This window comes from Streptomyces camelliae, from assembly GCF_027625935.1.
In the GTDB taxonomy this organism is placed as follows: Bacteria; Actinomycetota; Actinomycetes; order Streptomycetales; family Streptomycetaceae; genus Streptomyces; species Streptomyces camelliae.
The window spans coordinates 9,023,841-9,048,589 of sequence record NZ_CP115300.1 but is presented as its reverse complement, the minus strand read 5'-3'; the positions used below and the strand labels follow the sequence as shown (position 1 = coordinate 9,048,589).

At 68.7% G+C, this 24,749-nt stretch carries 24 protein-coding genes and 6 pseudogenes; 16 read left to right on the top strand and 14 right to left on the bottom strand.

Translation table 11 applies throughout. The annotated features are described in order from the left end of the window. Nucleotides 1-538 precede the first annotated feature (538 nt). The gene (locus O1G22_RS41565) at nucleotides 539-709 is read right to left on the bottom strand and encodes a hypothetical protein (RefSeq protein WP_270086058.1); all 171 of its coding nucleotides are present in this window, start codon (nucleotides 707-709) and stop codon (nucleotides 539-541) included. 611 nt (nucleotides 710-1,320) lie between these two features. Here O1G22_RS41565 and O1G22_RS41560 point away from each other — a divergent pair. Both O1G22_RS41560 and O1G22_RS41555 read left to right on the top strand, forming a co-directional pair. Next, nucleotides 1,321-2,016, top strand: a complete 696-nt coding sequence (locus O1G22_RS41560) for a hypothetical protein (RefSeq protein WP_270086057.1) — start codon at nucleotides 1,321-1,323, stop codon at nucleotides 2,014-2,016. 674 nt (nucleotides 2,017-2,690) lie between these two features. Next, on the top strand, nucleotides 2,691-3,500 hold the full coding sequence (locus tag O1G22_RS41555) for a methyltransferase domain-containing protein (RefSeq protein WP_270086056.1): 810 nt from the start codon (nucleotides 2,691-2,693) through the stop codon (nucleotides 3,498-3,500). A gap of 216 nt (nucleotides 3,501-3,716) precedes the next feature. Here the strand turns inward: O1G22_RS41555 and O1G22_RS41550 are convergent. Further along, nucleotides 3,717-4,233, bottom strand: a pseudogene (locus tag O1G22_RS41550) (IS110 family transposase); the annotation flags it as partial. Nucleotides 4,234-4,502: 269 nt separating this feature from the next. Between O1G22_RS41550 and O1G22_RS41545 the strand changes: the two are divergent. Then, nucleotides 4,503-4,823 carry a DUF6191 domain-containing protein gene (locus tag O1G22_RS41545; protein WP_270086055.1) on the top strand — a complete coding sequence of 107 codons (321 nt, stop codon included), beginning with the start codon at nucleotides 4,503-4,505 and terminating at the stop codon, nucleotides 4,821-4,823. Nucleotides 4,824-4,908: 85 nt separating this feature from the next. Beyond that, nucleotides 4,909-5,232 (top strand): DUF6233 domain-containing protein, encoded by a 324-nt coding sequence (locus O1G22_RS41540; protein WP_270086677.1) that lies wholly within the window; start codon nucleotides 4,909-4,911, stop codon nucleotides 5,230-5,232. Here O1G22_RS41540 and O1G22_RS41535 read toward each other — a convergent pair. Continuing rightward, nucleotides 5,229-6,190, bottom strand: a protein-coding gene (locus O1G22_RS41535) for an IS5 family transposase (protein WP_270086054.1) whose coding sequence is annotated in 2 segments (ribosomal slippage) — nucleotides 5,229-5,797 and nucleotides 5,797-6,190 — 963 coding nt in all. Because the reading frame shifts where the segments join, the coding sequence is not laid out codon by codon here. The two genes, O1G22_RS41540 and O1G22_RS41535, sit on opposite strands and share 4 nt — an antisense overlap. Before the next feature lie 64 nt (nucleotides 6,191-6,254). Then, nucleotides 6,255-6,659 (bottom strand): annotated as a pseudogene (locus tag O1G22_RS41530) (helix-turn-helix domain-containing protein); the annotation flags it as partial. 149 nt (nucleotides 6,660-6,808) lie between these two features. On the opposite strand from O1G22_RS41530, the pseudogene O1G22_RS41525 reads away from it, so the two are divergent. Further along, nucleotides 6,809-7,335: pseudogene (locus O1G22_RS41525) on the top strand (transcriptional regulator); the annotation flags it as partial. A 327-nt stretch (nucleotides 7,336-7,662) separates the two neighbouring features. Here the strand turns inward: O1G22_RS41525 and O1G22_RS41520 are convergent. After that, nucleotides 7,663-8,139 carry a MarR family winged helix-turn-helix transcriptional regulator gene (locus tag O1G22_RS41520; RefSeq protein WP_270086053.1) on the bottom strand — a complete coding sequence of 159 codons (477 nt, stop codon included), beginning with the start codon at nucleotides 8,137-8,139 and terminating at the stop codon, nucleotides 7,663-7,665. 43 nt (nucleotides 8,140-8,182) lie between these two features. On the opposite strand from O1G22_RS41520, the gene O1G22_RS41515 reads away from it, so the two are divergent. Both O1G22_RS41515 and O1G22_RS41510 read left to right on the top strand, forming a co-directional pair. Further along, on the top strand, nucleotides 8,183-9,106 hold the full coding sequence (locus O1G22_RS41515; RefSeq protein WP_270086052.1) for an alpha/beta hydrolase: 924 nt from the start codon (nucleotides 8,183-8,185) through the stop codon (nucleotides 9,104-9,106). 825 nt (nucleotides 9,107-9,931) lie between these two features. Next, nucleotides 9,932-10,456 (top strand): hypothetical protein, encoded by a 525-nt coding sequence (locus O1G22_RS41510; RefSeq protein ID WP_270086051.1) that lies wholly within the window; start codon nucleotides 9,932-9,934, stop codon nucleotides 10,454-10,456. Nucleotides 10,457-10,531: 75 nt separating this feature from the next. On the opposite strand, the gene O1G22_RS41505 is transcribed toward O1G22_RS41510, so the two are convergent. Then, on the bottom strand, nucleotides 10,532-11,056 hold the full coding sequence (locus tag O1G22_RS41505) for a hypothetical protein (RefSeq protein ID WP_270086050.1): 525 nt from the start codon (nucleotides 11,054-11,056) through the stop codon (nucleotides 10,532-10,534). A 101-nt stretch (nucleotides 11,057-11,157) separates the two neighbouring features. Between O1G22_RS41505 and O1G22_RS41500 the strand changes: the two genes are divergently transcribed. Further along, nucleotides 11,158-11,370: a hypothetical protein gene (locus O1G22_RS41500; RefSeq protein ID WP_270086049.1), complete on the top strand. Its 213-nt coding sequence runs from the start codon at nucleotides 11,158-11,160 to the stop codon at nucleotides 11,368-11,370. A 171-nt stretch (nucleotides 11,371-11,541) separates the two neighbouring features. Here O1G22_RS41500 and O1G22_RS41495 read toward each other — a convergent pair whose 3' ends face one another. After that, complete coding sequence (locus O1G22_RS41495; RefSeq protein WP_270086048.1) at nucleotides 11,542-11,676, bottom strand: hypothetical protein; 135 nt, start codon at nucleotides 11,674-11,676, stop codon at nucleotides 11,542-11,544. 168 nt (nucleotides 11,677-11,844) lie between these two features. Here O1G22_RS41495 and O1G22_RS41490 point away from each other — a divergent pair, with 168 nt between their 5' ends. Beyond that, the gene (locus O1G22_RS41490; protein WP_270086047.1) at nucleotides 11,845-12,579 is read left to right on the top strand and encodes a rhomboid family intramembrane serine protease; all 735 of its coding nucleotides are present in this window, start codon (nucleotides 11,845-11,847) and stop codon (nucleotides 12,577-12,579) included. A gap of 45 nt (nucleotides 12,580-12,624) precedes the next feature. Further along, complete coding sequence (locus O1G22_RS41485; RefSeq protein ID WP_270086046.1) at nucleotides 12,625-13,500, top strand: IS5 family transposase; 876 nt, start codon at nucleotides 12,625-12,627, stop codon at nucleotides 13,498-13,500. Nucleotides 13,501-13,520: 20 nt separating this feature from the next. Here the strand turns inward: O1G22_RS41485 and O1G22_RS41480 are convergent, their stop codons facing one another. Next, nucleotides 13,521-14,486: an NAD(P)-dependent alcohol dehydrogenase gene (locus O1G22_RS41480; RefSeq protein WP_270086045.1), complete on the bottom strand. Its 966-nt coding sequence runs from the start codon at nucleotides 14,484-14,486 to the stop codon at nucleotides 13,521-13,523. Between the two features lie 101 nt (nucleotides 14,487-14,587). Between O1G22_RS41480 and O1G22_RS41475 the strand changes: the two genes are divergently transcribed. Then, entirely contained in the window at nucleotides 14,588-15,268 is a 681-nt protein-coding gene (locus O1G22_RS41475; protein ID WP_270086044.1) for a TetR/AcrR family transcriptional regulator, read from the top strand. A gap of 591 nt (nucleotides 15,269-15,859) precedes the next feature. Then, nucleotides 15,860-16,369 (top strand): DinB family protein, encoded by a 510-nt coding sequence (locus O1G22_RS41470; RefSeq protein WP_270086043.1) that lies wholly within the window; start codon nucleotides 15,860-15,862, stop codon nucleotides 16,367-16,369. Between the two features lie 48 nt (nucleotides 16,370-16,417). On the opposite strand, the pseudogene O1G22_RS41465 reads toward O1G22_RS41470, so the two are convergent. Both O1G22_RS41465 and O1G22_RS41460 read right to left on the bottom strand, forming a co-directional pair. Beyond that, nucleotides 16,418-17,519: pseudogene (locus O1G22_RS41465) on the bottom strand (IS630 family transposase); the annotation flags it as partial. Nucleotides 17,520-17,601: 82 nt separating this feature from the next. Continuing rightward, nucleotides 17,602-18,219 (bottom strand): TetR/AcrR family transcriptional regulator, encoded by a 618-nt coding sequence (locus O1G22_RS41460; protein ID WP_270086042.1) that lies wholly within the window; start codon nucleotides 18,217-18,219, stop codon nucleotides 17,602-17,604. Nucleotides 18,220-18,285: 66 nt separating this feature from the next. Between O1G22_RS41460 and O1G22_RS41455 the strand changes: the two genes are divergently transcribed. Together O1G22_RS41455 and O1G22_RS41450 are read left to right on the top strand one after the other, a co-directional pair. Beyond that, complete coding sequence (locus tag O1G22_RS41455; protein ID WP_270086041.1) at nucleotides 18,286-19,548, top strand: beta-ketoacyl-[acyl-carrier-protein] synthase family protein; 1,263 nt, start codon at nucleotides 18,286-18,288, stop codon at nucleotides 19,546-19,548. Beyond that, nucleotides 19,545-19,741: pseudogene (locus O1G22_RS41450) on the top strand (helix-turn-helix domain-containing protein); the annotation flags it as partial. The gene O1G22_RS41455 and the pseudogene O1G22_RS41450, both read left to right, overlap by 4 nt. Here O1G22_RS41450 and O1G22_RS41445 read toward each other — a convergent pair. The 3 genes and pseudogenes from O1G22_RS41445 to O1G22_RS41435 form a co-directional block, all read right to left on the bottom strand. Beyond that, nucleotides 19,735-20,238 carry a hypothetical protein gene (locus O1G22_RS41445; RefSeq protein ID WP_270086715.1) on the bottom strand — a complete coding sequence of 168 codons (504 nt, stop codon included), beginning with the start codon at nucleotides 20,236-20,238 and terminating at the stop codon, nucleotides 19,735-19,737. The pseudogene O1G22_RS41450 and the gene O1G22_RS41445 overlap by 7 nt on opposite strands. Before the next feature lie 21 nt (nucleotides 20,239-20,259). After that, nucleotides 20,260-20,847, bottom strand: coding sequence for a hypothetical protein (locus tag O1G22_RS41440; RefSeq protein WP_270086040.1), 588 nt, complete (start codon nucleotides 20,845-20,847; stop codon nucleotides 20,260-20,262). Between the two features lie 311 nt (nucleotides 20,848-21,158). Continuing rightward, nucleotides 21,159-21,944 (bottom strand): annotated as a pseudogene (locus O1G22_RS41435) (ABC transporter permease). Between the two features lie 164 nt (nucleotides 21,945-22,108). On the opposite strand from O1G22_RS41435, the gene O1G22_RS45050 reads away from it, so the two are divergent. Next, nucleotides 22,109-22,792, top strand: coding sequence for an FAD-dependent monooxygenase (locus tag O1G22_RS45050; RefSeq protein WP_428986459.1), 684 nt, complete (start codon nucleotides 22,109-22,111; stop codon nucleotides 22,790-22,792). A 47-nt stretch (nucleotides 22,793-22,839) separates the two neighbouring features. Here O1G22_RS45050 and O1G22_RS41430 read toward each other — a convergent pair whose 3' ends face one another. After that, complete coding sequence (locus O1G22_RS41430; RefSeq protein WP_270086039.1) at nucleotides 22,840-23,676, bottom strand: alpha/beta fold hydrolase; 837 nt, start codon at nucleotides 23,674-23,676, stop codon at nucleotides 22,840-22,842. Nucleotides 23,677-24,010: 334 nt separating this feature from the next. Between O1G22_RS41430 and O1G22_RS41425 the strand changes: the two genes are divergently transcribed. Continuing rightward, entirely contained in the window at nucleotides 24,011-24,736 is a 726-nt protein-coding gene (locus O1G22_RS41425; RefSeq protein ID WP_270086038.1) for an alpha/beta fold hydrolase, read from the top strand. Nucleotides 24,737-24,749: the final 13 nt, after the last annotated feature.

Sequence of the window (24,749 nt, the reverse complement as noted above, 5' to 3'; positions counted from 1 at the left end):
CCCGCAGTGCGGGGGCGGCCTGGACGGTCGGGTCGAACGTCCCGCCTCGGCAACGTACTGCTCTCCCGCCCGCCGCAAACGGGCCTGGCACAAGCAGCGCACTGGGCAGGGCGGAGCGGCCACGTGTGGCGTAGGGGCCACGGTAAGTGCCGTCCGAGTCGATCGTGCCGGTACGCGCCAGGGCGGCACCCGCGGTCTGGTCCACCAAGATCGCGAGCCACCAGGCCTGCGCGTCGCGCACGATGCGAACCTCGGACCCGTCCGGCACGATACGAACATCGCCGGCCCAGCCCAGGAGCGCGACGACCCGCTCCGCGACATCCTGAGCCGACGTCACCACTGCTCCCCCACAGCCGCGGTCGAGGTTGTCGAACAGCTGCTCGCGGCGGCGGCCGCCATCACGGGTGCGCGGTCGCTGATGGCCAGGTGCGAGCAGCCGCGGTCAGCGGCGTCCTGGACATGATGCTCAACAACCGTCTACAGCGGCCCTCTGTACGGCGGGCCTTGCCTTTTCAGGCGCCGCCCAGGTCGCCGCCTGTCAGGTGCACCGTGTACTCGACCCCCACTGCTCGCTCTGGCGTGCCATGGCGGCGGCGTACTCGGTGCGGGCCTGGCGGCCCTGGCCGCTTGACGGGCGGACCATGACGTGGAACTGGCGGCGCCAGGTGGTAATGGCACCGCCCTGGCTGTTGTTCTCCTGCTTGTTCACCTAGGTGATAGCGCTCTCAAATTCAACTTGTACCCCCTGTGTTGAACGCAGCCGACAGGGGGGGGCCGGCAGTCAACTCCGCGCTCCCCCCCCGGTCGCATTGGCGGCATAAAGCACGCTCAGCACACCAACCGCACCCCGTTTTGATCGGATTCGACCACGGACCGATCGCGCGATCGCGATCCCGTCCAGTTCAACCTGCACCCCCCGGCCAGGACGCACATCACCGCACAGATTCGCCGGCCGCCGGCATCTGCACCCCGGGGAGGGCGGACTCACCACTCTGCGACCTCGTACCGGGCGGTACGACGAGCAGGTTTTGACGCTGCCGCTCCCCTAACACGGATCAGTCATCGCTTTCGTAGCGACACGCAGCAGGCAAGGAGTGAGGAGGTGTCAGCAGATCATCCGGGAGGGCTAATGGCCATTCAATACCCCTGGTCTTCGGGCCGCTTCACGTTCTGACAGGGCGGCAGGCGGGGCCGTATATACCCCGGTCGGCCCCCTGCCCCGAATCTCTCGATATGCACCGATATGACAGCCGTGAGTACGTTTGATCGCAGTCGGCTGACGAGCCGACATCTCCGAGATATCCAGACAGGAGAAGCGACATGAAGCTCGCTCGTTCCACCATGGTGACCGCAGGTGTCTCGGCCGCCGCGGCGCTCGCCGTGACCGGCATCACCTACGCCTCGGCGGCCCCCGCCCAGGCACCCCAGGCCGCCCCGGCCGCCGCCTCGGCAGCCCCCTCGACAGCCCCCTCGGCAGCGCCCTTCGGACAGAACAAGACCAACAACAACGAAGGACAGGGCAAGGGCAACGAAGGCCGGCGCGAGGAAGGCAGGCGCCACGAGGAGCGCAGAGAGGAGGGCCGGATCGAGGTCAACGAACGGTCCTACTCGGCCCACCCCGGCGACTGCATCACCGTCGTCAGCGGCCTCGGCGCCAAGACCCTCAACATCCGCAACGAAAGCCACAAGCGCGTGGAGGTCTTCCGCGGCGCCGTCTGCGACAACGGCGCCCCCATCGCCACCGTCGGCCCCCACAGCTCCTCCAACGGCGTCTGCCCGACGATCAAGGACAAGGACGAGGACGAGAACGAGAACTGTGAGAAGCGCGAGCACGACGAGAAGGGCGAGCACGACGAGAAGGGCGAGCACCACGAGAAGGGCGAGCACCACGAGAAGATGGAGGACGGCGTGAAGGTCAAGGACGGCGTCGTCGCCAGCTTCCGCGTGGTCTGCGACAACGACGAGCGCGGTGACCGCGGCGAGGGCGGCTGGGGCGGCGAGGGCGGCTGGGACTGACCCGAAGCCCACAGCACCACACGGGGCCCCGGCCCGCCGGAATCGGGCCGGGGACACCCCAACCCCATTGTCTGACAACCCACGCGCCATGCACGCACCACCGGCCCGGACACCAGGCGTCGCATCCTGGTGCCCGGGCTGGCGCCCCTTCTCCCGTCGGCCGATCCACCTGGGGATATCCGCCCCGAACGCCTGCCGCGGGTACATCCGACCGTGCCCTCGTCATCCGTTTCCCTCCCGGCGTTTCCACCGCCCCCGAACGGGTGAGAAAAGACGGAACCCGCTCGGCAGGAGGCCGGCCCGGGATCCAGGACACGGGCAGCCACCCCGGTGAGCCCGCCGACCGCCGACCGCCCCGGCCTGCCGGCCACGTCCGCAAACACGCCAGGTATCCCCGAGGGCGCCACCGGATCCACGGCCCCACCGCTGAGCTGACGGCGGCCGAGGCACGGCCAGGCACACCTCCACGTCTCAGCCGCCGTGCCACGCGCTGAGTGCTGTCAGCGGCAGGCAAGCCACGCACGTACAGCTGCCTTGCTCCATGAGCCGTGAGACACGGGCTCCAGGGGCACCTGCCGCACTCGGGTACCGCTGACAACCGAGGCCGCAGGCCGGGAGGGCCAGTTCTGTCTGGAAGGGCTCACCGGCTTGGTTGGCACGTCTAGCGTGCTCCCATGAACGATCAAGGTGTTGCTCACGGATTCACGTCGGTGGATACGCAGCCCCGGCCCGCCGCCTGGGTTCAGGTCCTGGACCGGTTGAATGCGGAGCCGTTCTACGCCGCTTACAAGCAGCGATTGCAAGAGTTCCTGCATGCCGAGCCTGGCGGACTGTTCCTTGAGGTCGGAGCGGGTACCGGGGATGCAGCCGTGGCCCTGCGCTCGCGCTGTGGGGCCGAGGTCGTGGCGGTCGACAGCTCCTTGACGATGATCACGCAGGCACGGGATCGAGGACTGCCACGTGCCGCTGTCGCAGACGGGCACCGGCTGCCGTTCGCGGCGGGTCGGTTCGACGGCGCCTGGGCTGACCGGGTCCTGCAGCATGTCGCCGAACCCGCCTGGGTGCTGGACGAATTGCTGCGGGTGGTCCGCCCCGGCGGCCGGGTCGCCTTGGCAGACCCGGACTATGACACCCAGGTACTCGACATTGACGACCAGGAGCTCGCCCGCCGGGTGCTGCGCTTCAGGACCGACGTGGGTCTGCGCAACGGCTCGCTGGCCCACCGGCACGCCGGACTGCTCGCGGCCCGCGGCATCCACGACATCACGGTGGAAGCCCGGACTCTGGTCGTGCGTGACCCGTCAACGGTCGACAACGTCATGGGCCTGCGCACCTGGGCGCACACTGCCGCAGCCCGGGGCCACCTCGACCCCATGGACGCGGACCGGTTCGTGGTCCAGTTCGACGACGCCGCGCGCGCAGGTCGCTTTACCTACGCCGTCACGTTCTTCCTCACCGCGGGTACTCTGCCCTTGTCAGACTGACGGCCAGCGGGTGAGAGCGGCATGCGCTCTGTGAAAATGGCTCTGGCCGCAGTTCGGTGATCCGGCTTGATCGTCAGGAGCTGAACGGCGGCACCGGCCATGGATGCCCATCTGGTGAGCTGTCTGGTGGCCGTCCGGCTATCACGTAGTCGTGATACTCGTCCTGGACCACACCGGCGTTCGAGATCGGCGACCTGCTGGTTGAGGGCCGTCACTTCCTTTGTGCGTGAGGTCCAGCATGCGTTCCAGGCCGGGGAAGATACCGGTGAGCTGGGCGTGGAGCCGGATGACGGTGCGGGTTCGGTCGGCGACCAGATCCATACGGCGGCCGGTGAGAATCTTGAGGTCGATGACGGTCTCGTCGTCGGTGCGTATGGGGTGCAGGTCCCGTCGGACGCGGACCTGGTCGGCGATGACCGCGGCGTCCTTGGCGTCGGTTTCGCCTTCACCGCGGTAACTCTCGGAGGCGCGGTGGATGGTTCGGCCGGAGATGTAGTGCACCGCCTGGTCGTGGGTGAGCAGGATCGCAATGGCCAGGGCGGCTCCGCCATCGGCCAGGTCGATGCCCAAGGTCACCTCGTCGCCCAGGGTCAGGACGTCGGCAAGAAGTTCGAGCAGTTCCGGCTCGTCGGCTGCCGACGCGTCGCGACAGTAGCCGACGACCGGCCTCGTCGACCGCGACGCAGTGGTGGTGGGTCTTTCCTGCGTCGATGCCGGCCCAGATCGCGGCCATGGTGCCTCCGTGCGGTGGGGTGTGTTGGTGCCTCCCGACGGACGACCTCGCTGTCGATTCCCTACGGAGCGATCATTCGCAATTCCTAATTGGCAGCCGAGTCGTCGTGGGGCGTCGGGCGGCCAATCGATGGAAGCCACAAGCGGCAGAAGATTGAAAGCCACACCCGACGCCCCTGGGTGGGCCAACCATACGAAGGGCTCGCCCGGTCCCGAAGACAACGTAGGGAAGTCTGAGCGCCGGGAGACTGTGGCCCGGATACTCAGGGCATGGAATTTGTCTTCTTCATGACCCTTCCCGGGCTCGTCATCGTGCTGACCTTGCTGGCCTTTGTTGACCAGCTGCTGTTGCGCGCGGGACGGGCCGGGATGCTGCCATGGCGGAACAGCGCACGTCAGGGCCAGATATCAGCGACCGGGTTCGAGCAGCTGCACGCGAGTCTCTCGCCGGGCAAGCAGAACGAGCTGAAGGAGCGGCAGTCGGCACTGGTCCTGCCGGACAACGAGGATGACGGCGCTCCGCCGAACAAGACAACGATCGATCTGAACGGAGGGACCGCGGTCGTCCGGATGCCTCGCTCCAGCCAGTAGCAGGCTCACTCAACCTCCGATGGCACAAACTCAAGGTTCGCTGTCACAGGACAGCGGGCAGGTGAACCAGCCGTCGCGTCTGGACATGCTGCGGTTCGCCCGCCGCGTCGTTGAGCAGCAGACCGCTCGGCAGCTGGCCCTGATCGACCAGTGGATCGCCGACGAAGAACGACGCGAGCGCGAGCGGCGGCAGGGCGAGGAACGCCAGCCGCCGGAACCGGAGTGGCTGATCCAGTACGGGCTTAACCGCAGCAACATCGACGCCGTACACGTAGGGGGCTGCTGGGCAGCCGCCAAGAGCGGACGGTGGCGCCCGGCGACCCGGCAGCAGGCACTCGACGCGCTGCGCGGTCAGGTGTCGGCATGCCCCCACTGCCGGCCGGACACCGCCCTCGGCATCCTGGACTAGGCCGTTTCTGATGGCTCTTGGACGATGTCGCGGAGCCAGATGACGATTGCTGCGACGGCCAGGGTGCCGTTGAAGATGTAGTCGCGCTTGTCGTACCGGCTGGCCACCGCCCGGTACTGCTTCCACTTGCTGACGCACCGTTCGACGGCACTGCGGCGGCGGTACTGGCCCTTGTCGAAGGCAGGTGGGCGCCCGCCTGCCTGGCCCTTGCGCTTGCGGCTGGCTCGCTGGTCATCGGGCTGGGAGATGGTCGCCTTGATGCCCCGTCGTCGCAGATAGCTGCGGTTGTCGCGGCTGGAGTACGCCTTGTCGCCGCGGACGCGATCGGGACGGCTGCGTGGCCGTCCCGGTCCGCGCCGTCGGATCCGTAAGCCCTCCAGGACAGGTACGAACATGGGGCTGTCGCCCCGTTGACCCGGCGTGGTCAGCCAGGTCAGCGGGCGGGCCCGATCATCTGACAGCAGGTGGATTCTGCTGGTCAGTCCGCCCCGTGAGCGTCCCAGTGCCTCCCGCCCATCGGCTTCCACACGCGCACCGCCCCCTTTTGCGGGTAGTCGCGTGGCGGCCGGCGCCGGGCCACGGCCGCATGCTGATGTGCCCGGCAGGAGGTGGAGTCGATGTTCACGGCCCATTCGCGCCTGCGTTGCGCGCTCTGCGCTTCTACCGCCTTGGCCAGTGCCCCGTCGGGATCGGCGGCGTCGACCTCGATCTGTAACTCGGCCAGGATCTGCCGCCATGTTCCATCCGCCGACCAGCGGCGATGCCGTTCATAGATGGTCTGCCAGGGGCCGTACCGCTCAGGCAGGTCCGGCCAGGGCACCCCCGTACGGGCCCGGAACAGCACTCCGTTGATCACTTTGCGGTGATCGGACCACTGCCCGCCAGGCTTGCCGTTCGCGGGCAGTAACGGCTCGATCTTCTGCCACTGCGCGTCCGTGAGCTCATGCCGCCGCACCATGACACGCACCTGCCCAGCCCAAGAGCTGATCCACCCAGCCCAGCAAGAGCCATCAGAAACGGCCTAGCTGCCACAGCTGCATCGGGGCGTCGCGCTGCCAGCGACGGTAGACACGACGATGGTTTTGCTCTTGGTGGTTGATCAGTCCGTGATGGGTCAGGATCCGGTGCACCGTGGACCGGCCGGGCACCGGCACCAGCCCGCGCCGGCCCAGCTCGTGGACGATCCGTCGGGCGCGCCAGCGGGGGTAGGAACGGCGCAGTTCGCAGACCAGGGCCTCGACCTCGGCGGACACCTGGTGCGGCGAGACGTGCGGTCGGCGCGACTTATCCACCAGAGCGTCCAGCCCGCCGGCGTGGTACCGCTCGACCCAGGTGTACACCGACTGCCTCGACGCACCGAACTGGCGGGCCACCTGCGCGATCGGCGCCCCGTCCAGCACCTGGAGCACAGCCCGGTACCGGTGCTCGGCTGTGCGTTCACCGGCTGCCCGCTCAGCGGCAGCCCAGCTTCGCCGCTCTTTTCGTGTGCCCCACCGGCTCGGAGCCTCCGCGAAGTAGGCGGACCCCAGCAAGACCAATCTCGTCGGGATTTCCTGCACCCCAACTATCACGTCCGATGAAGCCGCTGCCGATGCAGCTGTACCGGCTGCTGTACGCCGCGGGCGCCGCGACCGCCTCTCAGCTCGTCGAGCATGTCGACGAGACGCCCGCGCTGGTCAGCTGCCACTTGCGCAAGCCGGCCGAGCACGGCTTCGTGACGCAGGCGAGCGGCCGGGGCATCGACGGCCGCAATCGCTGGTGGCAGGTGGCATCCGAAGAGAGCTGGGCTTCCACGACTCGGACTTCGCGGACACGCCCGAGGGCACTGCCGCGGTGGGCGCCATGCCCCGCGGCATCCTCGACACCCCCTCGCCCAGTACCGCACGTATCTCGACCAGAAGTCCGCCTGGGGCAAGGCGTGGACCGCGGCCTTCAGCTCCGAGTGGCTGCTCGAACTCACACCGGCCGAACCGCCGAGATGAGCGACGAAATTGAGCAGCCGGCCCGACGCCGGCGGGAGCGCGGCAAGCCCGCCAAGGGGCCGAGGGCTCCGAGGACCGCGAGCGCGTGTCCGTGCACCTCTACGGTTTTCGCTGCCGCCCGTGCCATCTGCGAACTCGGTCTCACCGGAATCCTCAACGTCGGTATGGTGCTCCTGAACGCCGAACGCGGCTGGGGTCCTTCCGGCTACGCGGTGCGGCACGCCCAACTGCCCCGGCAGCGACCAAGCGTGACCACCTGAGCAACCCAACCGCAACCCAGGAACCAGCCCTCAACAAGGGCAGGTCGGCGTCTCCCGATGAGTGGCGATCACTCGCCGTCTACGACATCCGGCCCACGCAGACAGCCCGCGCACCCGACCCGTTGAGCCGTTCGTTGTGCCGGTGCAGGCCGGGTGCCGCCGCACGCCCGGGACCGGGGCGATGTCCGTCAGCCTGCGGGCGTGCCGATCTGGTTGCGTTCGAGCGCGGAGCGCAGCTTCGAGATGGCGCGGACGGCGGCCGTGGCCGAGGAATCGTTGAGCGTGTCTCCGATCAGCGCGGCGAGTCCATCGACGAATGTCTTCTCCGCCGCTTCGACGAGCTGCGAGCCGTCGTCGGTCAGGGCCAGCAGTGAGGACCGGCGATCGGATGGATTCGGCTGCCGGACGACCCATCCCTGTTTCTCCAGGCGGTCGACGCCCTTGCTGGTCGCCCCGACGCCGACGGCGAACTCGGCGGCGAGGTCCGCCACGCGAGCCCCGGGGCGGTCGCGCAGAAAGCGCAGGAACTCGAACTGCGAGGTGACGATCCCGTGCCGCTCACGGAGACGGTCATTGAGGGCGTTGTACAGGCGCGTCTCGCATCGGACCAGATCGGCGAAGAAGCCCGGTAGGTCGACCACGCCACCGCTTGATTTAGCTGCCACGGCATATAGTGTAATGGAATCTACTTACGGCAGGAGCACACCCTTGAGCAAGGAACAGCGCGCCCGGATCGACGCGATGATGCGACAGCCGCGGCCCGAGAGCCCCCCGTCGGTCGAAGCGCTCCGCACCGGATTCAAGGCGCTCATGGCCCAGATGATCGTGCCCGGCAACATCCGCACCACGCAGACGACGCTCGGCGGCCGACCCGCGCTGCGTGTCGAGCCGGACGACGGCCCTCGCGCCGGGACGATCCTGTACTTCCACGGCGGCGGCTTCGTTTTCGGCTCCCCCGAGACCGCCCTGTCGCTGACCGGACATCTCGTGGCCAAGACCGGCTTCACGGCGCACTCGCTGGACTACCGGCTTGCCCCCGAGCACCCGTACCCGGCCGCGATCGAAGACACCCTGAGCGCCTACCGCGCCCTCCTCGACAGCGGCATAGACCCGTCGACCATCGCGTTCGCCGGCGACTCCGCCGGCGGCGGCCTCACCGTCACCACCTGCCTCGCCGCCCGTGACGCGGGCCTCCCGCTGCCCGCCGCCTTGGTGGCGTTCTCCCCGGGCCTCGACGCCACACGCACGGGCGAGAGCATGGTCACCAAGGAAGGCATCGACCCGATCTTCACCCGAAAGGCCGTCGAGCACACCGGGGCCATGTACCTCGCCGGAGCCGACCCCCACCAGCCGCTGCTCAGCCCGGCCGTCCTCGCCGACCTGACCGGCTTCCCCCCAATACTGATCCAGGTGGGCACGAACGAGATCCTGCTGGACGACTCCACGCGCCTTGCCGCGCATGCGAGGGCAGTCGGAGTGGACGTCATTCTGGACATCACCGCCGACGTGCCGCACGTGTTCCAGTCGTTCGCAGGCGTTCTGGACGAGGCAGACGAGGCACTGGACCGCGCGGCTCTTTTCCTCACCCAGCGCCTTCGCGCGGGGCGCACGGCGCACACGTCAGCGGAGTAGGGTCGCCGCGGCCGCCACCTTGGCTGGGGCCTCGCCCTCGGGCCTTGCTTGCCGTTATCCGGCACCCGGGCGCTGCCCGGGCCGCGCAGCGCCGCGTCCTGGAGCTGCTTGGCGGCCCCGCCGGGCCACAGAGGGCCGCCGCTCCGCACGGTCGGACCAGGTCGGTCCGTGCCCGTGGCTCTCGTTGCTCTCATATAGCTACGGCAAACGGACATGTGGCGCTACGTAACTGCTCTGGTCGTCGTTTCCCCTCGCCCGGGCGTCCCGTTGGGCCCAACGACTGATCTCGGGCGGTGTGGAGGAGTACGGGTGCGGCACGACTGGGAGCGGGAGGACCTGATCGAGGTCTCGACGCTACTCGAAGACGACATGAAGCGGGTGCGGAACAAGTCCGGGGCGGCCCGGCTCGGGTTCGCGCTGTTGCACGCGGCCGCCGGGCAGCAGCCCGCGGCGGCGGAGGACCCGGGCGCGGTCGCGGCAGCGGGTGCTGCAGAACTTTCGGGGCCGGCCGGTGAATTCGGGCAGGGGCCGGATGCAGGACGGGCAGCAGCCAGGCCCGGCGACCGGGCCAGGCGCTGCAGCAGCTGCCGGACACGTTCGGTCTCGTCTTCGGTGCCGAAGTACCGGGTGTCGGCCTGGCCCGGCAGCCGGAACCGCGCGAGGGTGCCCGGGAGGGCGCCTCGCATCTGCTGCTGACCGTCGACGGCGAACGCGTGGGCGCCCAGCTGGAGACACCGACCCGGTGGAGGCGCCGTCCGCCGAGCTGGTCGTCCACCTCGCGCGTGGGTGCACTACCCAGATGCGGTCACTGCCCTGGAGGTGCCGGTGAACGAGGCCGTGTTGCACGAGGCGTTCGCCGTGCCATACGAGAACCTTGGATACGTTCTGCATGCGTGCGCGCTGATGCGTGTCATCGCTCCCGACGGCGTCCAGGCCGAAGCCGAGGTCCAGGCCGCGCTGCAGCACGCTCAAGCCGAACCGGTCGTCGTAGTCGGCACCGCCCCCGGTGCCCTTCCCGCCCTCCTCGCCTCGCTGTACGACCAGCTCGTCCCCACAGTGCCCCGTCCCCGCCAAGCGGCAAGGCCGCAGGACACGATCGAGGAAGCACTCGCAAGACGCCGCCGGGCGGCAGTCATCGTCCACAACGCCCACCTGCTGCGCACCGACGCCCTCTACTGCCTCTACCGGCTATGGAACGTGTTCCAGGAGCACGAGCCACGCCTCCCAGTCCGGCGCGGGCTGGAACAAAGCCTGGTCCGTCCAGGTGAGCGAGGAGCCGTGATTCTGGCGTCGAATGGCCTGGCACCTCTGGCGTGCGGCCGTACAGAGGCGCAGCCGACCACCGCGTGACGGCGGGGGCCACAGCATCGTTACCGCAGGCTGATCACCGTGAACGGATCCTGCCGCCTGGCACCATGACGCGGCTCAGCCCTCGAATAGAGGCTCATAGGGCTCGCCTTCCGGCGTGAAGATGAGGACGAAGTCCTTGCCTGTACCTAGCGCTACGTCCCGCAGGCGGGTCAAAGCGTCCCCTTCAGCAGGGAGGGCAAGGCCGAGGGTCGCGGCGGCATGGTCTCGTCGGGCGACGAGGTCTGGCATGTGCTCCATGTACTCGGCCGCGAGCTTGCGGCTTTCCTCCACGGTGAATGTTTGGCAGTCACGCCACCACGGGGCGACCAGCAAAAGCTGCAGGAGTTCGGGCAAGCCCACCGCGATCAGTGCCGCACGCCCTTCGGAGTCCGCGTACAGAACGGGCCGATCCTCGCCACCTTCACCACAGAAGAAGAAGGTGCCACCGGCTCCGTCACCGGCGAATCCCTCCAGCGCGGCGCCCGAGGCGAGATGGACTTCTTCGCCGTGGTTGCCTCGGTCCAGGTCGAAATCGCCCGGCCACGCCAGGAAACGGGCTGCCTCGTCCTGGTCACGCACGGCAGTGATCAACGACTTCATGCGCGAAACCCTACGGCCCATCGGTTGACAAGCTGTGAGGCTCGGAAATTCATCGTTGCAGGCGAGGGCGGCAATGCGGCGTCGGATGGCACCATCTCTGCGTGTTCGTTTCGCTGGTCTGCAAGATGACCCGGAAGCTGCTGTTCGTCCCGGCGGTGCTGCTGCGCCGCGACACCTCAAGGGACGCCGAGTTGCTCGTGCAACGGCACGAGAACGCGATGCTGCACCGGCAGTCGAAGGGGCCGGTCCGCCACGAGCCCACGGACCCGTTCCGGTTCGCGGCGTTGTCCGCGCTGATACCCCGGCGGCTTTGACACACAGTCCTCCCGGTCACCCCCGGCACGCCGCTGGCCTGGCACCACCGGCTCACCCAGGCCCCGCTCCGCCTCGCACGGCGCCGGGCCGATGTCCTCTTCGCCATGCTCCGCGACGGAACCCTTTACGAACCCCAGCCTGCCAAAGGGGTCTGACCTGCAGAAACAGCTCTACGAGGCGGGCCGTTTCCCGAGATGCGCCGCGACATCCGAACCGATACGCCAGTCGGCAAGACGCCGCGGGCTCACACCGTGAAGGTTGTCCCTGTCCGGATCGGCTCCGGCATCGACCAGCAGCGCCAGCACCGCGCCATCACCTCGATACGTGAATACCACCTGTCGACGCGACCCGGTCGGCATAGGCCGAGGCAGTGGAAGCCCAGCACCGACGTCGCCCGCAGCGACCGTCCCGACAGAACGTAGAGTGTGCTGTGTTGCGGTGCGGAGCAGATCCGCCGGGGGAGGAAGTGTGCCATGGGTGCGTCGTACAGAGACCAGGCCGACGCCTCGCCTGTCAGCGCGGAGCAGGTCATCGCGGAGGCGCGAAAGGCGTTCTTCGTGATGTTCGGGGGCCTCGCGCTCGTCTGGGTTCTGCAGCTCGTCAACTACGCCGACCACTACGCCCTTTCCAGGGACTATGGAGTCAGGTCCGGCGACGTCGGCACGCTGCCCGACATCCTCGTCGCGCCTTTGCTGCATTGGAGCTGGGCACACATCGAGAGCAACTCCGGGCCACTGTTCGTCTTCGGTTTCCTCGCCGCCTACCGAGGTGTGGCCCGCTTTCTCGGTCTGAGCCTGCTGGTCGGCGTGACCAGCGGGCTCGCGGTGTGGTTCTTCGAACGAGGCGACGTGGATACGGTCGGTGCCAGCGGCCTGATCTTCGGATACTTCAGCTACGTTGTCGTGCGTGGACTGTTCGACCGCCACCTGATCGACACGCTGATCGGTGTGGTCATGGCGGCCTCCTTCGCCTACCTGCTCACCGTGGCCGTCCCCGGGACGCCGGGAGTGAGCTGGCTGGGACACTTGGGAGGGCTCATCGGCGGCCTGGCGGGAGCCTGGGTCTTCCGGGACCGGCGCTCGCGGGCCGACACAGGCGCAGGCTCTCGCCAGGGGCCGGGGCCGACCACGCCCGGCAACGTCCAAGTACGCTCCGACCACCCGCGCGCGGACCTCCACAAGGAACTCGGCGACCTCGGTCTGCTCTAGGCCGTGTATCGAAAGTGGATCTCGGGCTGTGAATGATCACCGTTCATGGGGCGGGGAGATCTCACGGACGAGCAGTGGGCGGTGCTGGAGCCGTTGTTGCCGAAGGGTGCCAGGACGGGGCGGCCACCCGTCTGGCCTCGGCGGCAGCTGATCGACGGCATACGGTTTCGTGTCCGGACCGGAGTTCCCTGGCGGGACGTCGCCGTCGAATACGGGCCATGGAACCGGGTCTACGACCTGTTCCGCCGATGGCAGCGGAACGGCACCTGGCACCGGGTACTCACCCAGCTCCAGTCCCTGGCCGACGCGAAAGGCGCGATCTCGTGGGACCTGAGCGTCGACTCCACGGTATGCCGTGCCCATCAGCACGGGGCCGGGGCCCGCAAGCAGGGTGACTCACAGAAGGAACCACCAGGCGGCATCTTCACCGAGCCTGGTGATCACGGGCTGGGACGCTCGCGCGGCGGGTTCACCACCAAACTGCACCTGGCCGTCGAGCAGGGCCAAAAGCCCATGTCGATCGTGGTGACCGCTGGGCAGCGCGGGGACTCGCCGCAGTTCGAACCCGTCTTGGAGAAGATCCGCGTGCCCCGCATCGAGCCGGGGCGGCCACGTGTCCGTCCCCATCGGGTCCGCGCTGACAAGGCATACGCCTCCCGCAGAAACCGCGCCTACCTGCGCCGCCGCGGAATCCGCTGCACCATCCCCGACAAAGCCGACCAGGCACACAACCGCCTCAAGCGTGGATCGCATGGCGGACGGCCGCCGAAGTTCGACAAGGACGAGTACAAACAGCGGCACGCGGTCGAGTGCGGGATCAACCGCCTCAAGAGGCACCGCGCTGTCGCCACGCGATACGACAAGCTGGCGGTCCGCTACGAGGCGACCGTCCTCATCGCTGCCATCAACGAGTGGCTGTGATCAGCACCTCCACAGACGTCCTACGCGACCCTGACCACGTACTTGCCCTGGACGCCGCCCGCCTCCAGCGCCCGGTGTGCCGCTGCTGTCTCCTCCAGGGGGAAGACCGTGTCCACCGCAGGGCTCAGCTTGCCCTCGACCACATGCCGGGCCAGGTCGTCGAAGTCCGCCCGCGTGGGGTTGCCGCTGAAGAAGCGCACCCGGCCGTGTCCGTGGATCGTGCTGGCCGCGAGGTACCCGAGCGACGCAGCGGGCCGTTTCAGGTCGAAGGCGATGGTGACCATGCGCCCGCCGGGATTCAGTAGGCGCCGGAAGGCCCGCAGGTCGGTCCCCGCGGTGTCCAGGACCACGTCGAAGCGGCCCAGTTCCGCCGGCCGCACGGCCCGGTGGTCGACGGCCTTGTGCGCGCCGAGCCCGCGGACGAAGTCGAGGTTGGCTGCGCGGGCCAGGGCCGTGACCTCTGCGCCGTACGCCTGTCCGAGCTGGACGGCGGCGTTGCCGACACCGCCCGCCGCGCCCCGGACGAGGAGTCGTTCGCCGGGGCGCAGCCCGGCTTTGTCCCGCAGCGCGGTGATGGCCGTGGTGGCCACCGGCAGCGCGGCGGCGTCCACCAGGTCAAGGCCGTCGGGGAGCCGGCCGACCCGCTCGACGGGCACGGTCACGTACTCGGCGGCGCTGCCGAACCCGGAGGCGCGGCCCAAGACCCCCCATACGCGGTCGCCGGCCGCGAACCGTGTGACTCCGGCCCCCAGTGCGGCGACCTCGCCGGTGAAGTCCAAGCCGACGCGCTTGGGGAATTTCCGGCCGCTCAGGAGGCGGAGACGGCCGGCACGGGCTGCCAGTTCGCCGCCGTTGACGCTGAACGCACGCACCTTCACCAGGACCTCGCCGGGGGCCGGCTCGGGGCGTGGCACGCGACCCGTGTAGAGCACATCGGGGCCGCCGTAGCGGTCGTAGAGCACTGCCTTCATCATGCGGTCGTTCATCGTTCTGCCTTTGCCGCCGGGGGCCGTACAGGGATCTGACATCGACCGTAAACTCTTAAGTGGACGCAATCGTCCGTTTGGACCAGAAGCGAGAGACAGTGATGGCGGAATCCTCTCGGATCACAGCCCGGGACGGGGTGCGGGCGGACGCCCGGCGCAACCGGGAGCGCGTCCTCGTCGCCGCCCGTGCGGTCTTTGCGGAGCACGGGATCGACGCCCCGATGGCGACCGTGGCCCGACGGGCCGGGGTCGGCGTGGCGACGCTGTACCGGCATTTCCCGACCCGGGACGCCCTGGTGAGAGGCGCGTTCGCGCAGCAGATGGAGACCTGCGCGCGGGCGCTCACCGAGGCTCTGGCCGCCCCTGACCCGTGGCAAGGCTTCCAGCAGCTGGTCGAGACGGTCTGCGCTCTGCAACGGGAGGAACGCGGGTTCCCGGCCGCGTTCGTCGCGGCCTTCCCGGAAAGTACGTCGGAACACGCGCAGTCCCGGCAACGAGCCGAGCGGGACTTCACGACCCTGGTACGCAGGGCCCAGGCGTCGGGCGCGCTGCGGGCCGATTTTCACCCTTCCGACCTCGCCGTGGTCCTGTTGGCACACTGCGGTCTGGTGACCGCCCTACCGGATGATGGTGCAGCGTCCCGGCGCCTGGTGGCCTATCTGCTCCAGTCGTTCCGCACCGACCCGGCCAACAAGCCGCTGCCCCCGCCGACTGCGCTGACACTGCGCAGCCTCCCGATTGCAACTGACAGTCCCCAGGGGCAGCGGCCCCCCAGAGCCTGACATGAAACGGTACCTGCCGCAGGGCACGTCCAGTCCGACAACTCCACTTTCGCAACAGGCGCTAGGTGGCCCACGTGATCCTGGACAACACCTGGATCGAGTGCAACAGCGTCACCGGGGCCGCGAGAACGGCAATGACCTGTGTGGTTCAGCCAAAAACACAAAGCGTTCAACGGGAACTTGCAGTGCTCCTCGGCCCCGACGGCACCCCGCGGCCAGAAGCTGACCAGCGGGCGTAACCGGCGCGGCTGGTGTGCGTTGCGCCCTGCATGGACGAACCACTTTATCCCGCATTGGGTATGCCGGAGTTGTACGCTCCTGCCGCTCTTCACGCTGACGGAGGCGCACCACCTGCTCGACGCCCTCCAGCACATCGACACGCAGGACCACGACCGGGGCGCCCAGGCCCATCACTTCGCCGCCGGCCCGTTCGACTGAGCTAGTGCTCTGACCGGGAAGGTTTGCCGGGTTGGCGGGTGCCGGACGACGTGGCGCTGATCGGCTTCAAGGACAGGTGGACAGCGGGCGCGCCTGGTGGCAGACGCAGATGGCGAGCACTCTTGAACGCCTCGCCGCACTGTGCGCCGCCCGGTGAACGCCGAACTCGGCGTCCTCAAAGGCGCCCTGGACCGCCAGCGCGAGCACGTCCTCGGGATCCTCGAAGGGCTCTCGGAGGAGGATCTGCGGCAGCCGGTGCTGCCCAGCGGCTGGAGCTGCCTGGCGTTGCTGCGCCACCTCACCCTGGATGTCGAACGCTTCTGGTTCTGCGGGGTGATCGCGGGTGAGCCGGACGTGGCCGGACAGCTCACGGCAGGCGCGGAGGCGCACTGGTACGTACCCGAAGGGATGAGCGCCGAGAGGGTCTTCGCCGACTACCGGGCGGCCATCGCGCGCGCGGACGCCGTGCTCGCTGCCGCCGCGCCCGAACAGGAGCCCGCCGCATGGCCCGTGGAGATCTGGCCGACCTGGCGGCTGCCTGACGTGCGGCACATCCTGATTCACGTGCTCACCGAAGTCGCCTGCCACAGCGGCCACTTGGACGCCGTCCGCGAACTGATCGACGGCACCACCTGGCTAGGCGGTAACCCCTACGCCGGCTAGTACGGTGACCGGATGAGGTGCGCCGGGTTCTTCAGGCCACGGTGGCGAGGGAGCGTCCGCCCAGCGGATGCCTTTCTCGCTGCGGATGCGGGCGCGTTCCTTGCGTTCGGCGGCCAGGACGTCGCGGTGGCGGGCGTTGGCGTTGCGCGCCAGCGCAGGTAGGCATGCAGAGCGCGGGTCCGCACGGTGTGGTGGCGGTGGTTGGAGTTGGCGACGGTGAACTGCCGCACCGACCCGAAGTGCCCCTCGATCGGGTTGGCCCAGGACGGCAGGTCGGAGTGAAGCACGGCTCGACCCGGCTCTTCTTCGCCCAGCGCCTGATGGTGTCGCCCTTGTGGGCGGACAGGTTGTCCAGGATCACGTAGATCGGGGCGCCGTCCGGGCGGGCCGCGCGGATCGACGTCAGCTCGGCCGGGGTGTTCGCGGCGCCTTCTTCCTGCAGCTGACTCCCCACAGGGTGTCGTCAACGACCGAGTAGCAGCCGTGGAAGTAACGCACCCCGTGGGTGCGGTGACAGGTCGCGGGATGCCGCCGGGGCCGGCCCTGCTCGGCCCAGCACGACCCGGCGGTGGGCCGGATCCCGAGCGACCCGAACTCCTCGAACGCGAACACCCGGTCCGGGAAGTGCCCCAGCACCTCCTCGATCCGGTCCAGCTTGGCGTCGCGCTCCGGGTCGGGCGACTCCTTCCATGTCTTGGTCCGCTGGAAGGTGACCCCTGCGGCGGGCGAGCAGACACCGTAATGCCTCGCGTCCGATCCTGATCACGCGGCCATGCACTTTCCGCAGGGAGGCGGCGAGTTTGCGGATGGACCACGGGTGAAGGGCTGACCGAGTTTGGCCGGGCGGGTGGTGGCCGTCGCCACGACGAAATCCTCGTCGTCAGGGCTGAACAGGCGGGGACGGCCTCCCGCCCACCGAGGGTCCAGGCAGGCCAGGCCGATCTCGTTGAGCCCATGGAACATATCGCGGACGGTCCTCGTCGGCCTGCACCAGCTTCGCGATCACCGACACCGCGTTCCCGTCGGCCGAAGCGGGCAGCATCATCGCGCGCCGGTACCGTACCGAGCTGGTGCTGCCCCGGCGCACGATCTGCTGCAGCTTCTGCCCTTCCTGCTCGGTCAACCTGCGCACACGAACAGGTTCAGCCACCACACCCCAGCAGCCGGATCAGACCACACGCCATATCCAACCGCTCCGACCACCAACCCGGTGAACTCTCCTGGTCACAGCACTAGCCTGGCTCGGGTTCGTCGTGGATGGTCAATGCTCCGGCGAGGTCGAGGTCGGCGACAGTGCCGTGTGCCCCGGCGCGGACGAGCAGCACTGCGCCGAGCGCGGTGCTCCAGAAGGTCCTGGCCTCCACGTCGAGCGGTCGACGGGCCCTCCAGCCGCGACCGTCGATGAGCCGGCTCACGAAGCGCTCGGATTGCCGGAACAGCAACTGGAGGTGCCGGTCGACCACGGGGGCGAGTTCCGGCTTGGAGATCCCGGCGGCAAGTGCTCGCGCGACCGACGGGAGCGAGGGCATGGCCAGTACGGCGCGGGCGATGTTGCGCCGAAATGTCGCCGCATCTGGGGCTTGGCGACCGATGCGCTCAATCCGTCGGGCGTCGTGCAGCAAGCCGAGAAAGGCGGCGTGCACGAGCAGCGAGTCCTTGGAGCCGAAGTAGTAGGTGACCTGATTGGGGAAGACGCCTGCCGCGTTCGCGATCTCCGCGACGCTCACCTCAGCGCCAGGCCGCTCCTTGCACAGCCGTGCAGTTGCCTCAATCAGTCGGCGCCTCGTCGCGCGACCACGGTCACGCGACCGAGCCGACGTTGATCGAGCTTCGGTTCGCTTCTTCTCCACACTCAAATTGTATGTGATACAACAAGGATCGTTCGCTTGTATCGCATACAAGAAAGGTGGAAGGGCATGCACCGGACCGAAGTCGTCGTGACCGGACTCGGCGCGATCACGCCACTCGGTGGAGACGTGGTGTCTACGTGGGGCGCCCTGCTTGCCGGCGAGTCCGGCATCCGCGGCGGCGTCCTGCGCGGCCACGAGGACGTCGGCCTTCCCGACACCGTCGCGGGGACGATGGCGATCGACCCCGCCGAGTTGCTGCTGCCGGTGCAGGCCAGGCGGCTCGACCGCTCGCAGCAGGCGGCCTTCGCCGCGGCGGCCGAAGCCTGGGCCGATGCCGGTGCCCCGCAGGTGGACCCGGACCGGCTCGCATCAGCGATCGGCACGGGCATCGGGGGCGTACGGACGCTGTTGAAGGAAGACGACGTACTGGAGGCGGCCGGAACTCGGCGCGTCTCTCCACGCACGGTCCCGATGCTCATGCCCAATGCGGCGGCGGCGCTGATCAGTATCGAATACGGTGCACGGGCCGGGGTCTATACGCCCGTCTCGGCGTGCTCTTCCGGTGCCGAGGCGATCGCGCTGGGGGCCAGGCTCATCCGTGCCGGCGAGGCGGACGTGGTCATCGCGGGCGGGACCGAGGCCGCGATCACCCCGATCACCGTCGCCGGCTTCGCCCAGGCACAAGCACTGTCGCGGCATACCGATGAACCCGCGTCGGCGTCCCGGCCGTTCGCCGCGGACCGCAACGGATTCGTGCTCAGTGAAGGCGCCGCTGTCGTGGTGCTCGAAAGCGCCGAGCACGCCGGCGCCCGAGGCGCGCGCGTCCACGCGGTACTCGCGGGCGCCGGCATCGCCGCCGACGCTCACCACATCACGGCACCCGCTCCCGACGGCTCCGGTCAGATCTCGGCCATGCGGAAGGCCCTTGCGCAAGCCGGTTTGGCTCCCGAGCAGATCAGCCACATCAACGCCCACGCCACCGGAACTCCGGTCGGTGACGTCGCCGAGGCACACGCGATCGGGGAAGTATTCGGCCGCGCCACCGTGACAGCCCCCAAGGCGGCACTCGGGCATCTCTTCGGCGCGGCTGGTGCGATCGAAGCGCTCATCGCCGTCCTCAGTGTGGAGCACGGCGTCATCCCGCCGACCCGCAACCTCACCGCGGCCGGTGTCGATCCCGACATCGATCTCGATGTCGTCGCAGAGCGACGAAACGTCCCCCAGGATGTCGTGCTCAGCAACTCCTTCGGCTTCGGTGGGCAGAACGTCTCACTCATCGTCACCGCCGCACGGCACCACGCGTCCCGTACGGCCTCGACGACACCATGACCCACGCGAACGCCCGTTGCCCGCGGAGGGTCGCCGCCGATTGATCGAGCGTTGCAAGACCCGTCCGATCGCGCATGTCGCCGCAGAGATGGGGATTTCCCGAGCAACGGCGTCGAAGTGGGTGAACGGGCACCGGCGGCGGCACGGCGAACTCGGGTTGATCGACCGAAGCTCGACGCCACATCATCAGCCGACTGCGCCGCCAACGTGGTCACACGCATCGAGGAGATGCGGCGTGCCCACACGTGGTCGGCCACTCGCACCGCCCACGAGCTCGCCTCCGACGGGATGGTGATCTCGCGCCGCACGGTCACCCGCCACCTGGCCGCCCTCTGCTCCGGGCTCGCCTACACCGAGAGCTCCCTGACGAGAAGGCGGCCACTGCCCCTGCTGGGGACTGCCCGGGGTGTGCAGGGTGCCGTCGGGCCGGGTGAACTGCGACGTGTACCAGAGGGCGATCGTCTCCCGGGCGACTCTTGCCAAGGCTGGATCGACGTCGAGCCTTTCGGGCAGTGCGGCGGCCGGGTCGGTCTGGCCGGTGGCGGCACGGCAGGCGTCGATGAGACCGGTGAGGTCCGCTGGGTAGGCGGCCTTGAGGCGTTGCTGGTAGGCGTCGGAAAGCTGAGCGCCGAGTGGGCACTCGCCGGTGAGAAGTTCGGAGACGGCGCGGAAGTCGTCGGCGGTGGTCATGGGCCGCTGCCTTCTTCTTTGTCATCCTTCATCGAAGACAAGGTCTCCGGCGGGGTGTGTCATCCGGATGGTGTGACCGTTGGTGATCTTGACGATGTAGTCCACCCTGGTGGTGGAGTGGCCGGTGGACAGGATGAAGAAGCGGTCCTGCTTCTGGGCCAGGAAGGCGGGGAACCCGGCCAGCGAAGTGTCGCCGAGGCGCAGGTAGTCAACGAGGCGGCGGAAAAGCCTGGGCAGGATCACCACCTGGTCAGTGATCGACGTCATGCCAGTCACCTTCGCGCCCTTCGTGGTCACATCTTGCGGCCACAGACCCTTCTTTTCCTCCTGTGCCTTGTGGACCACGTCGGTCAGTTCTTTCCGTAGGTCGGGGAAGAGGTTGTGGTAGTAGGTCGGGTATGCCAGACCGGTAGCCAGCACGTGATGGTGGGCCGTTTTCCGCAGCAGCGCCACGTCGACGTTGATCCACGACCCGCTGGCCTTGGGGGCCTTGCCCTTGCCGACCAGGGCGATACAGCGGCCGTAGAGGTCGGCGCCCCTGGTGAGGATGAAGCCGGGGACCTGGTCGGGTGTCGCGGCGGTGACGGTCTCGTCCTGGTCGCGCTGCACGTTCTTGAACCCGAGCCACTTGAGCAGTTCTGTGGACGCTGCGTGCGCGAACTCCAGGGGCTGGTGAACCCGCGGCGCGGTGCCGTAGTGGGTCTCCAGGGCGTCGCATGGCGTTACACGAGGCTCATAACGGTGCAAAAGTACGCATAGCGTGCGACTGTGGCAATTTCTGACACTTCGCGAGTCAGGGAAATGGTGCAGTCAGCGGGACGTCGCGATGACGGCGCCCTCAGGAAGGTGAGGTGGGCCAGGAGGCTGCCGGCCAGCATGAATTCGCCGTCGGCCGGCCTTCGGCCCAGTCTGATCGGTGGTTACAGCTGCGCTTTGCCGGTGTCGGTAGTCAGTGGGCGTAGACAGTGGGTGTCGTCGAAGAGGGAGCCTTCGGCGAGGCGGGTGACAGTCAGGGCGGCGAGGGCGGCCGCTGCGAGGAGCATGTACATCACGACGATCTGGTGGCGGATCGCGGTGAGGGGGTCGACTCCGGCGAGGATGTGGCCGGTCATGGCGCCGGGCAGGCTGATGATCCCGACCGTATTGGTGGAGTCGATGACGGGGACGAGCGCGGGGTCCACGATGGTGCCCTGGTGCGGGGCGAAGGCGTCGGTAGCGGTGAGACCGAGGCTGAGGCGGGCCTCGATGGCGGGGCGTGCGGAACGGACCTCGTCGGTGAGGCGGGTCGGGGTGAGGCCGGTGGCCTGCATGGCGCCGGAGACGACCATGCCGCCTACGGGGATGACCACGCGGGCCTGGGTGGCGATCACGCCGAGGGCGAGCAGTGTGCCGAGGGTGGCGGCGGCGCCTCCGGCGATGGCTGTGGTGGCGGTGAGTAGGGCTCATTGCAGACCGGGGGCGCGGCGGGGCGACGCGGCCGCCGATGAGCACGATGAGTGCCACTCGGTGGCTCCCGCGAGTCCGGTGTGGCGGAAGACGAGCAGCAGGATGGCACCGACGGCGGCCAGTTGTACGCCGGCGCGTATGGCGGCGACCGTGATCTCGCGGGCCAGGCGAAGACGGCCGTGCCAGACCACGGCGATGGCGAGGAGGACCAGGGCTGCGGAGGCGGCGACTCCCGCCCAGGTGGCGACGGCAGGGTTCACGCGGGCTCCTTGAGGTGGTCGACGCGGAGACCCAGTTCCTCATGGTCCTGGCCGGCGACTGATCCGCCCGGTGGCTGCGACCGGATCCGCCCGGTCGTTGCCGCAGTGCCGGTCACTTGCTGTGGGCGCCCGGAGCGTGGTTCTTCCAGGGGGCTCCGGCGTCGATGGCGATGCGGGTGGTGCTCTTGTCGTGGTGGCCGAGCGCCTGGGCGATGACGGGCCGGGATCTGGAGAACGAGCCGGCGGATGGCGGAGGTGCGGCCTTTCTCGGCGGGGATGCCGAGTTCCCGCAGTGCGCTGCGCAGGGTGCCGGAGTTCGTGGGCCGGCTCGCGCGGCGGCCGGGGAAGCAGTACCGACAGGGCGTATCACGAGCACCACCGGACCGAAACCGCCCACGTGGTCAGCCGCCCCGGGCGGTGGCCCACACGATCGAGAACGGAGGGCAGGCATGAGCGCCGACGTCATCGTCTCGGGCGCGGGACCCGTCGGGCTGCTGACGGCCGCGCTGCTGGACTCGGCCGGGGTGAAGGTGGAGGTCATCGAGCGGCTCACCGAGCGCAGCAAGAACTCCCGTGCCGCCGTACTGCCTCTCCGCGGCCTGGAGGTCCTGACGACGGTGCGGGTCGAGGACGTGCTGAATCACCCACCAGCCGAACTTCCAAGGCCGGCACGTCCCGAGCCCATTCGCTCACCACCTCGTAAGTGTCGGGCCTCGGGACTTCCTCCTCCCCCTTCCCGTGCCGGTAGCCGCAGATGCCCGGCTCCTCTCGAAACGGCCGGCGCCTCTCGCAGCAGCAGTAGCCGACCGCACGAGCGCCGTCGGGATCCCCGTCCCCGGCGATCCTGACGGCAACGTTGATCCGCAGGCCCGCCGGGCGGGCCTGCGGCGGGAGGTCACTTACTCAGGAAGGTGAGGAGTGCTGCGTTGACCTCCTGCGCGTGGGTCCACAGCAGGCCGTGTGGCGCGCCTTCGATCTCGACATAGTCGGCGGACGGGAGCGACTTGTGGAAGGGGCGCGCGGTCCCCGCGACGGGCAGGATCCGGTCGCCCGTACCGTGCAGGATCAGGGCCGGCACGTCGATGGCCGGGATGTCGGCGCGGAAGTCGGTGTACCAGGTGGACGGCGCGGCGGCCGCCGCGAAGAAGCCGCCACCCGCCGCGACGTTCCAGCTGTTGCGCACGGCCTCCTCGCTGATCCTGGTGCCGAGGTTCTCGTCGAGGTTGTAGAAGTCCTTGTAGAAGTCGGTGTAGTACGCGTAGCGGTCCGCCTTGACGGCCGCGACGACGCCGTCGAAGAACTCCTTCGGTGCCACCCCGTCGGGGTTGTCGTCGGTCTTGAGCAGGCACGGCTCCAGGGAGGCCAGGAAGGCGACCTTGGCCACCCGGGCGGAGCCGTAGGTGGATACGTATCGGGCGACCTCTCCGGTGCCCATGGAGAAGCCGACCAGGACGGCGTCTCGCAGGTCGAGGGTCTCCAGCACGGTGTTCAGATCGGCCGCGAAAGTGTCGTAGTCGTACCCGGTCGTCGGCTGGCTGGACTGTCCGAAGCCGCGGCGGTCGTAGGTGATCACGCGGTAACCCGCGTCGAGCAGTACGGCGCTCTGCCGCTCCCAGGAATGGCCGTCGAGCGGGAAGCCGTGAATGAGGACGACCGGCTGCCCGGTGCCGTGGTCCTCGTAGTAGAGGTCGATGGTGGTGGAGTTCTCCTGGCCCACGGTGATGTACGGCAAAGTGTCGTTCCTTCTTCTGGAGTGACTGGTGCGTTCGCGGCATGCGCGGCGCGGGATGGCTTCACGCTAGGGCGGACGTCTCGCCGCCTGTTGTCCTTCAGCGCATCGCTGCTTGCCTGGAAGTGCCAGGAAGAGCAGGAAGGGGACGAGTGCCGGAGCACTGCCATGCAGGCCTTCGAAGGTGTCCCTCGCCCGCACTCCTCACCGGCACGGATGGACCACAGACGGTGCACCGACAGACAAGTCACCCTCGCCGGCGGCCCCTAGTGTGCTGTCCAAGCCTGCGGCCCGCACCAGCCGAGCACCACGACCGACATCCACAGGGAGTTGTGCCTTGTCCCCTTCCGACAGCCCGACCGTCGTCCTGGTCCACGGCGCCTTCGCCGACGCGTCCAGCTTCGCTCGTGTCATCCCCGAACTGATCGCCCGCTGCCTGGACGTGGTGGCCCCGGCTGTGCCCAACCGCAGTCTGCTCGGCGACTCCGCCTACATCGCCTCGATCGTCCGTGAGATACCCGGACCGGTCGTCCTGGTCGGGCACTCCTACGGCGGCGCCGTCATCACCGTCGCCGGTACGGAGGACAACGTCACAGCGCTGGTCTACCTGGCCGGCTACGCCCTGGAGGAGGGCGAGAGCCTGGGCGAGCTGCAGGGCGGCTTCCCGGATTCCGACCTGGCCACCGCGCTCGTCCACACGCCGTTCCCGATCGAGGGCTCCACCACTCCCGGCACCGACGTGTCGGTCGAGATCGACAAGTTCCCGTCCGTCTTCGCCGCCGATGTCGACCCCCACCTCGCGGCCGTGCTCGCCGTCTCCCAGCGTCCCCTGGCCGCACAGGCCTTCGCCGAGAAGGCTCCGAAGGCGGCCTGGAAGACCAAGCCTTCCTGGGGCCTGGTCGCCACGGCCGACCACACCATCAACCCCGAGGTGGAGCGTTACGGCTACCAGCGTGCCGGCATGACCACTGTCGAGGTCGATTCCTCGCACCTGGTGATGCTCGCCCACCCGGAGCGCGTCATCGAGTTGATCGAGGAGGCCGTCCGGGCCACCGCCCACTGAGCCGATTCCGATC

Excerpts from the sequence above, each read along its gene's own strand:
- O1G22_RS41560 (WP_270086057.1), top strand. The coding sequence starts at position 1,321 with ATGAAGCTCGCTCGTTCCACCATGGTGACCGCAGGTGTCTCGGCCGCC.
- O1G22_RS41555 (WP_270086056.1), top strand. The coding sequence starts at position 2,691 with ATGAACGATCAAGGTGTTGCTCACGGATTCACGTCGGTGGATACGCAG.
- O1G22_RS41545 (WP_270086055.1), top strand. The coding sequence starts at position 4,503 with ATGGAATTTGTCTTCTTCATGACCCTTCCCGGGCTCGTCATCGTGCTG.
- O1G22_RS41540 (WP_270086677.1), top strand. The coding sequence starts at position 4,909 with ATGCTGCGGTTCGCCCGCCGCGTCGTTGAGCAGCAGACCGCTCGGCAG.
- O1G22_RS41505 (WP_270086050.1), bottom strand. The coding sequence starts at position 11,056 with ATGAAGTCGTTGATCACTGCCGTGCGTGACCAGGACGAGGCAGCCCGT.
- O1G22_RS41490 (WP_270086047.1), top strand. The coding sequence starts at position 11,845 with ATGGGTGCGTCGTACAGAGACCAGGCCGACGCCTCGCCTGTCAGCGCG.
- O1G22_RS41485 (WP_270086046.1), top strand. The coding sequence starts at position 12,625 with ATGGGGCGGGGAGATCTCACGGACGAGCAGTGGGCGGTGCTGGAGCCG.
- O1G22_RS41480 (WP_270086045.1), bottom strand. The coding sequence starts at position 14,486 with ATGAACGACCGCATGATGAAGGCAGTGCTCTACGACCGCTACGGCGGC.
- O1G22_RS41475 (WP_270086044.1), top strand. The coding sequence starts at position 14,588 with ATGGCGGAATCCTCTCGGATCACAGCCCGGGACGGGGTGCGGGCGGAC.
- O1G22_RS41455 (WP_270086041.1), top strand. The coding sequence starts at position 18,286 with ATGCACCGGACCGAAGTCGTCGTGACCGGACTCGGCGCGATCACGCCA.
- O1G22_RS41445 (WP_270086715.1), bottom strand. The coding sequence starts at position 20,238 with ATGACCACCGCCGACGACTTCCGCGCCGTCTCCGAACTTCTCACCGGC.
- O1G22_RS45050 (WP_428986459.1), top strand. The coding sequence starts at position 22,109 with ATGGCGATGCGGGTGGTGCTCTTGTCGTGGTGGCCGAGCGCCTGGGCG.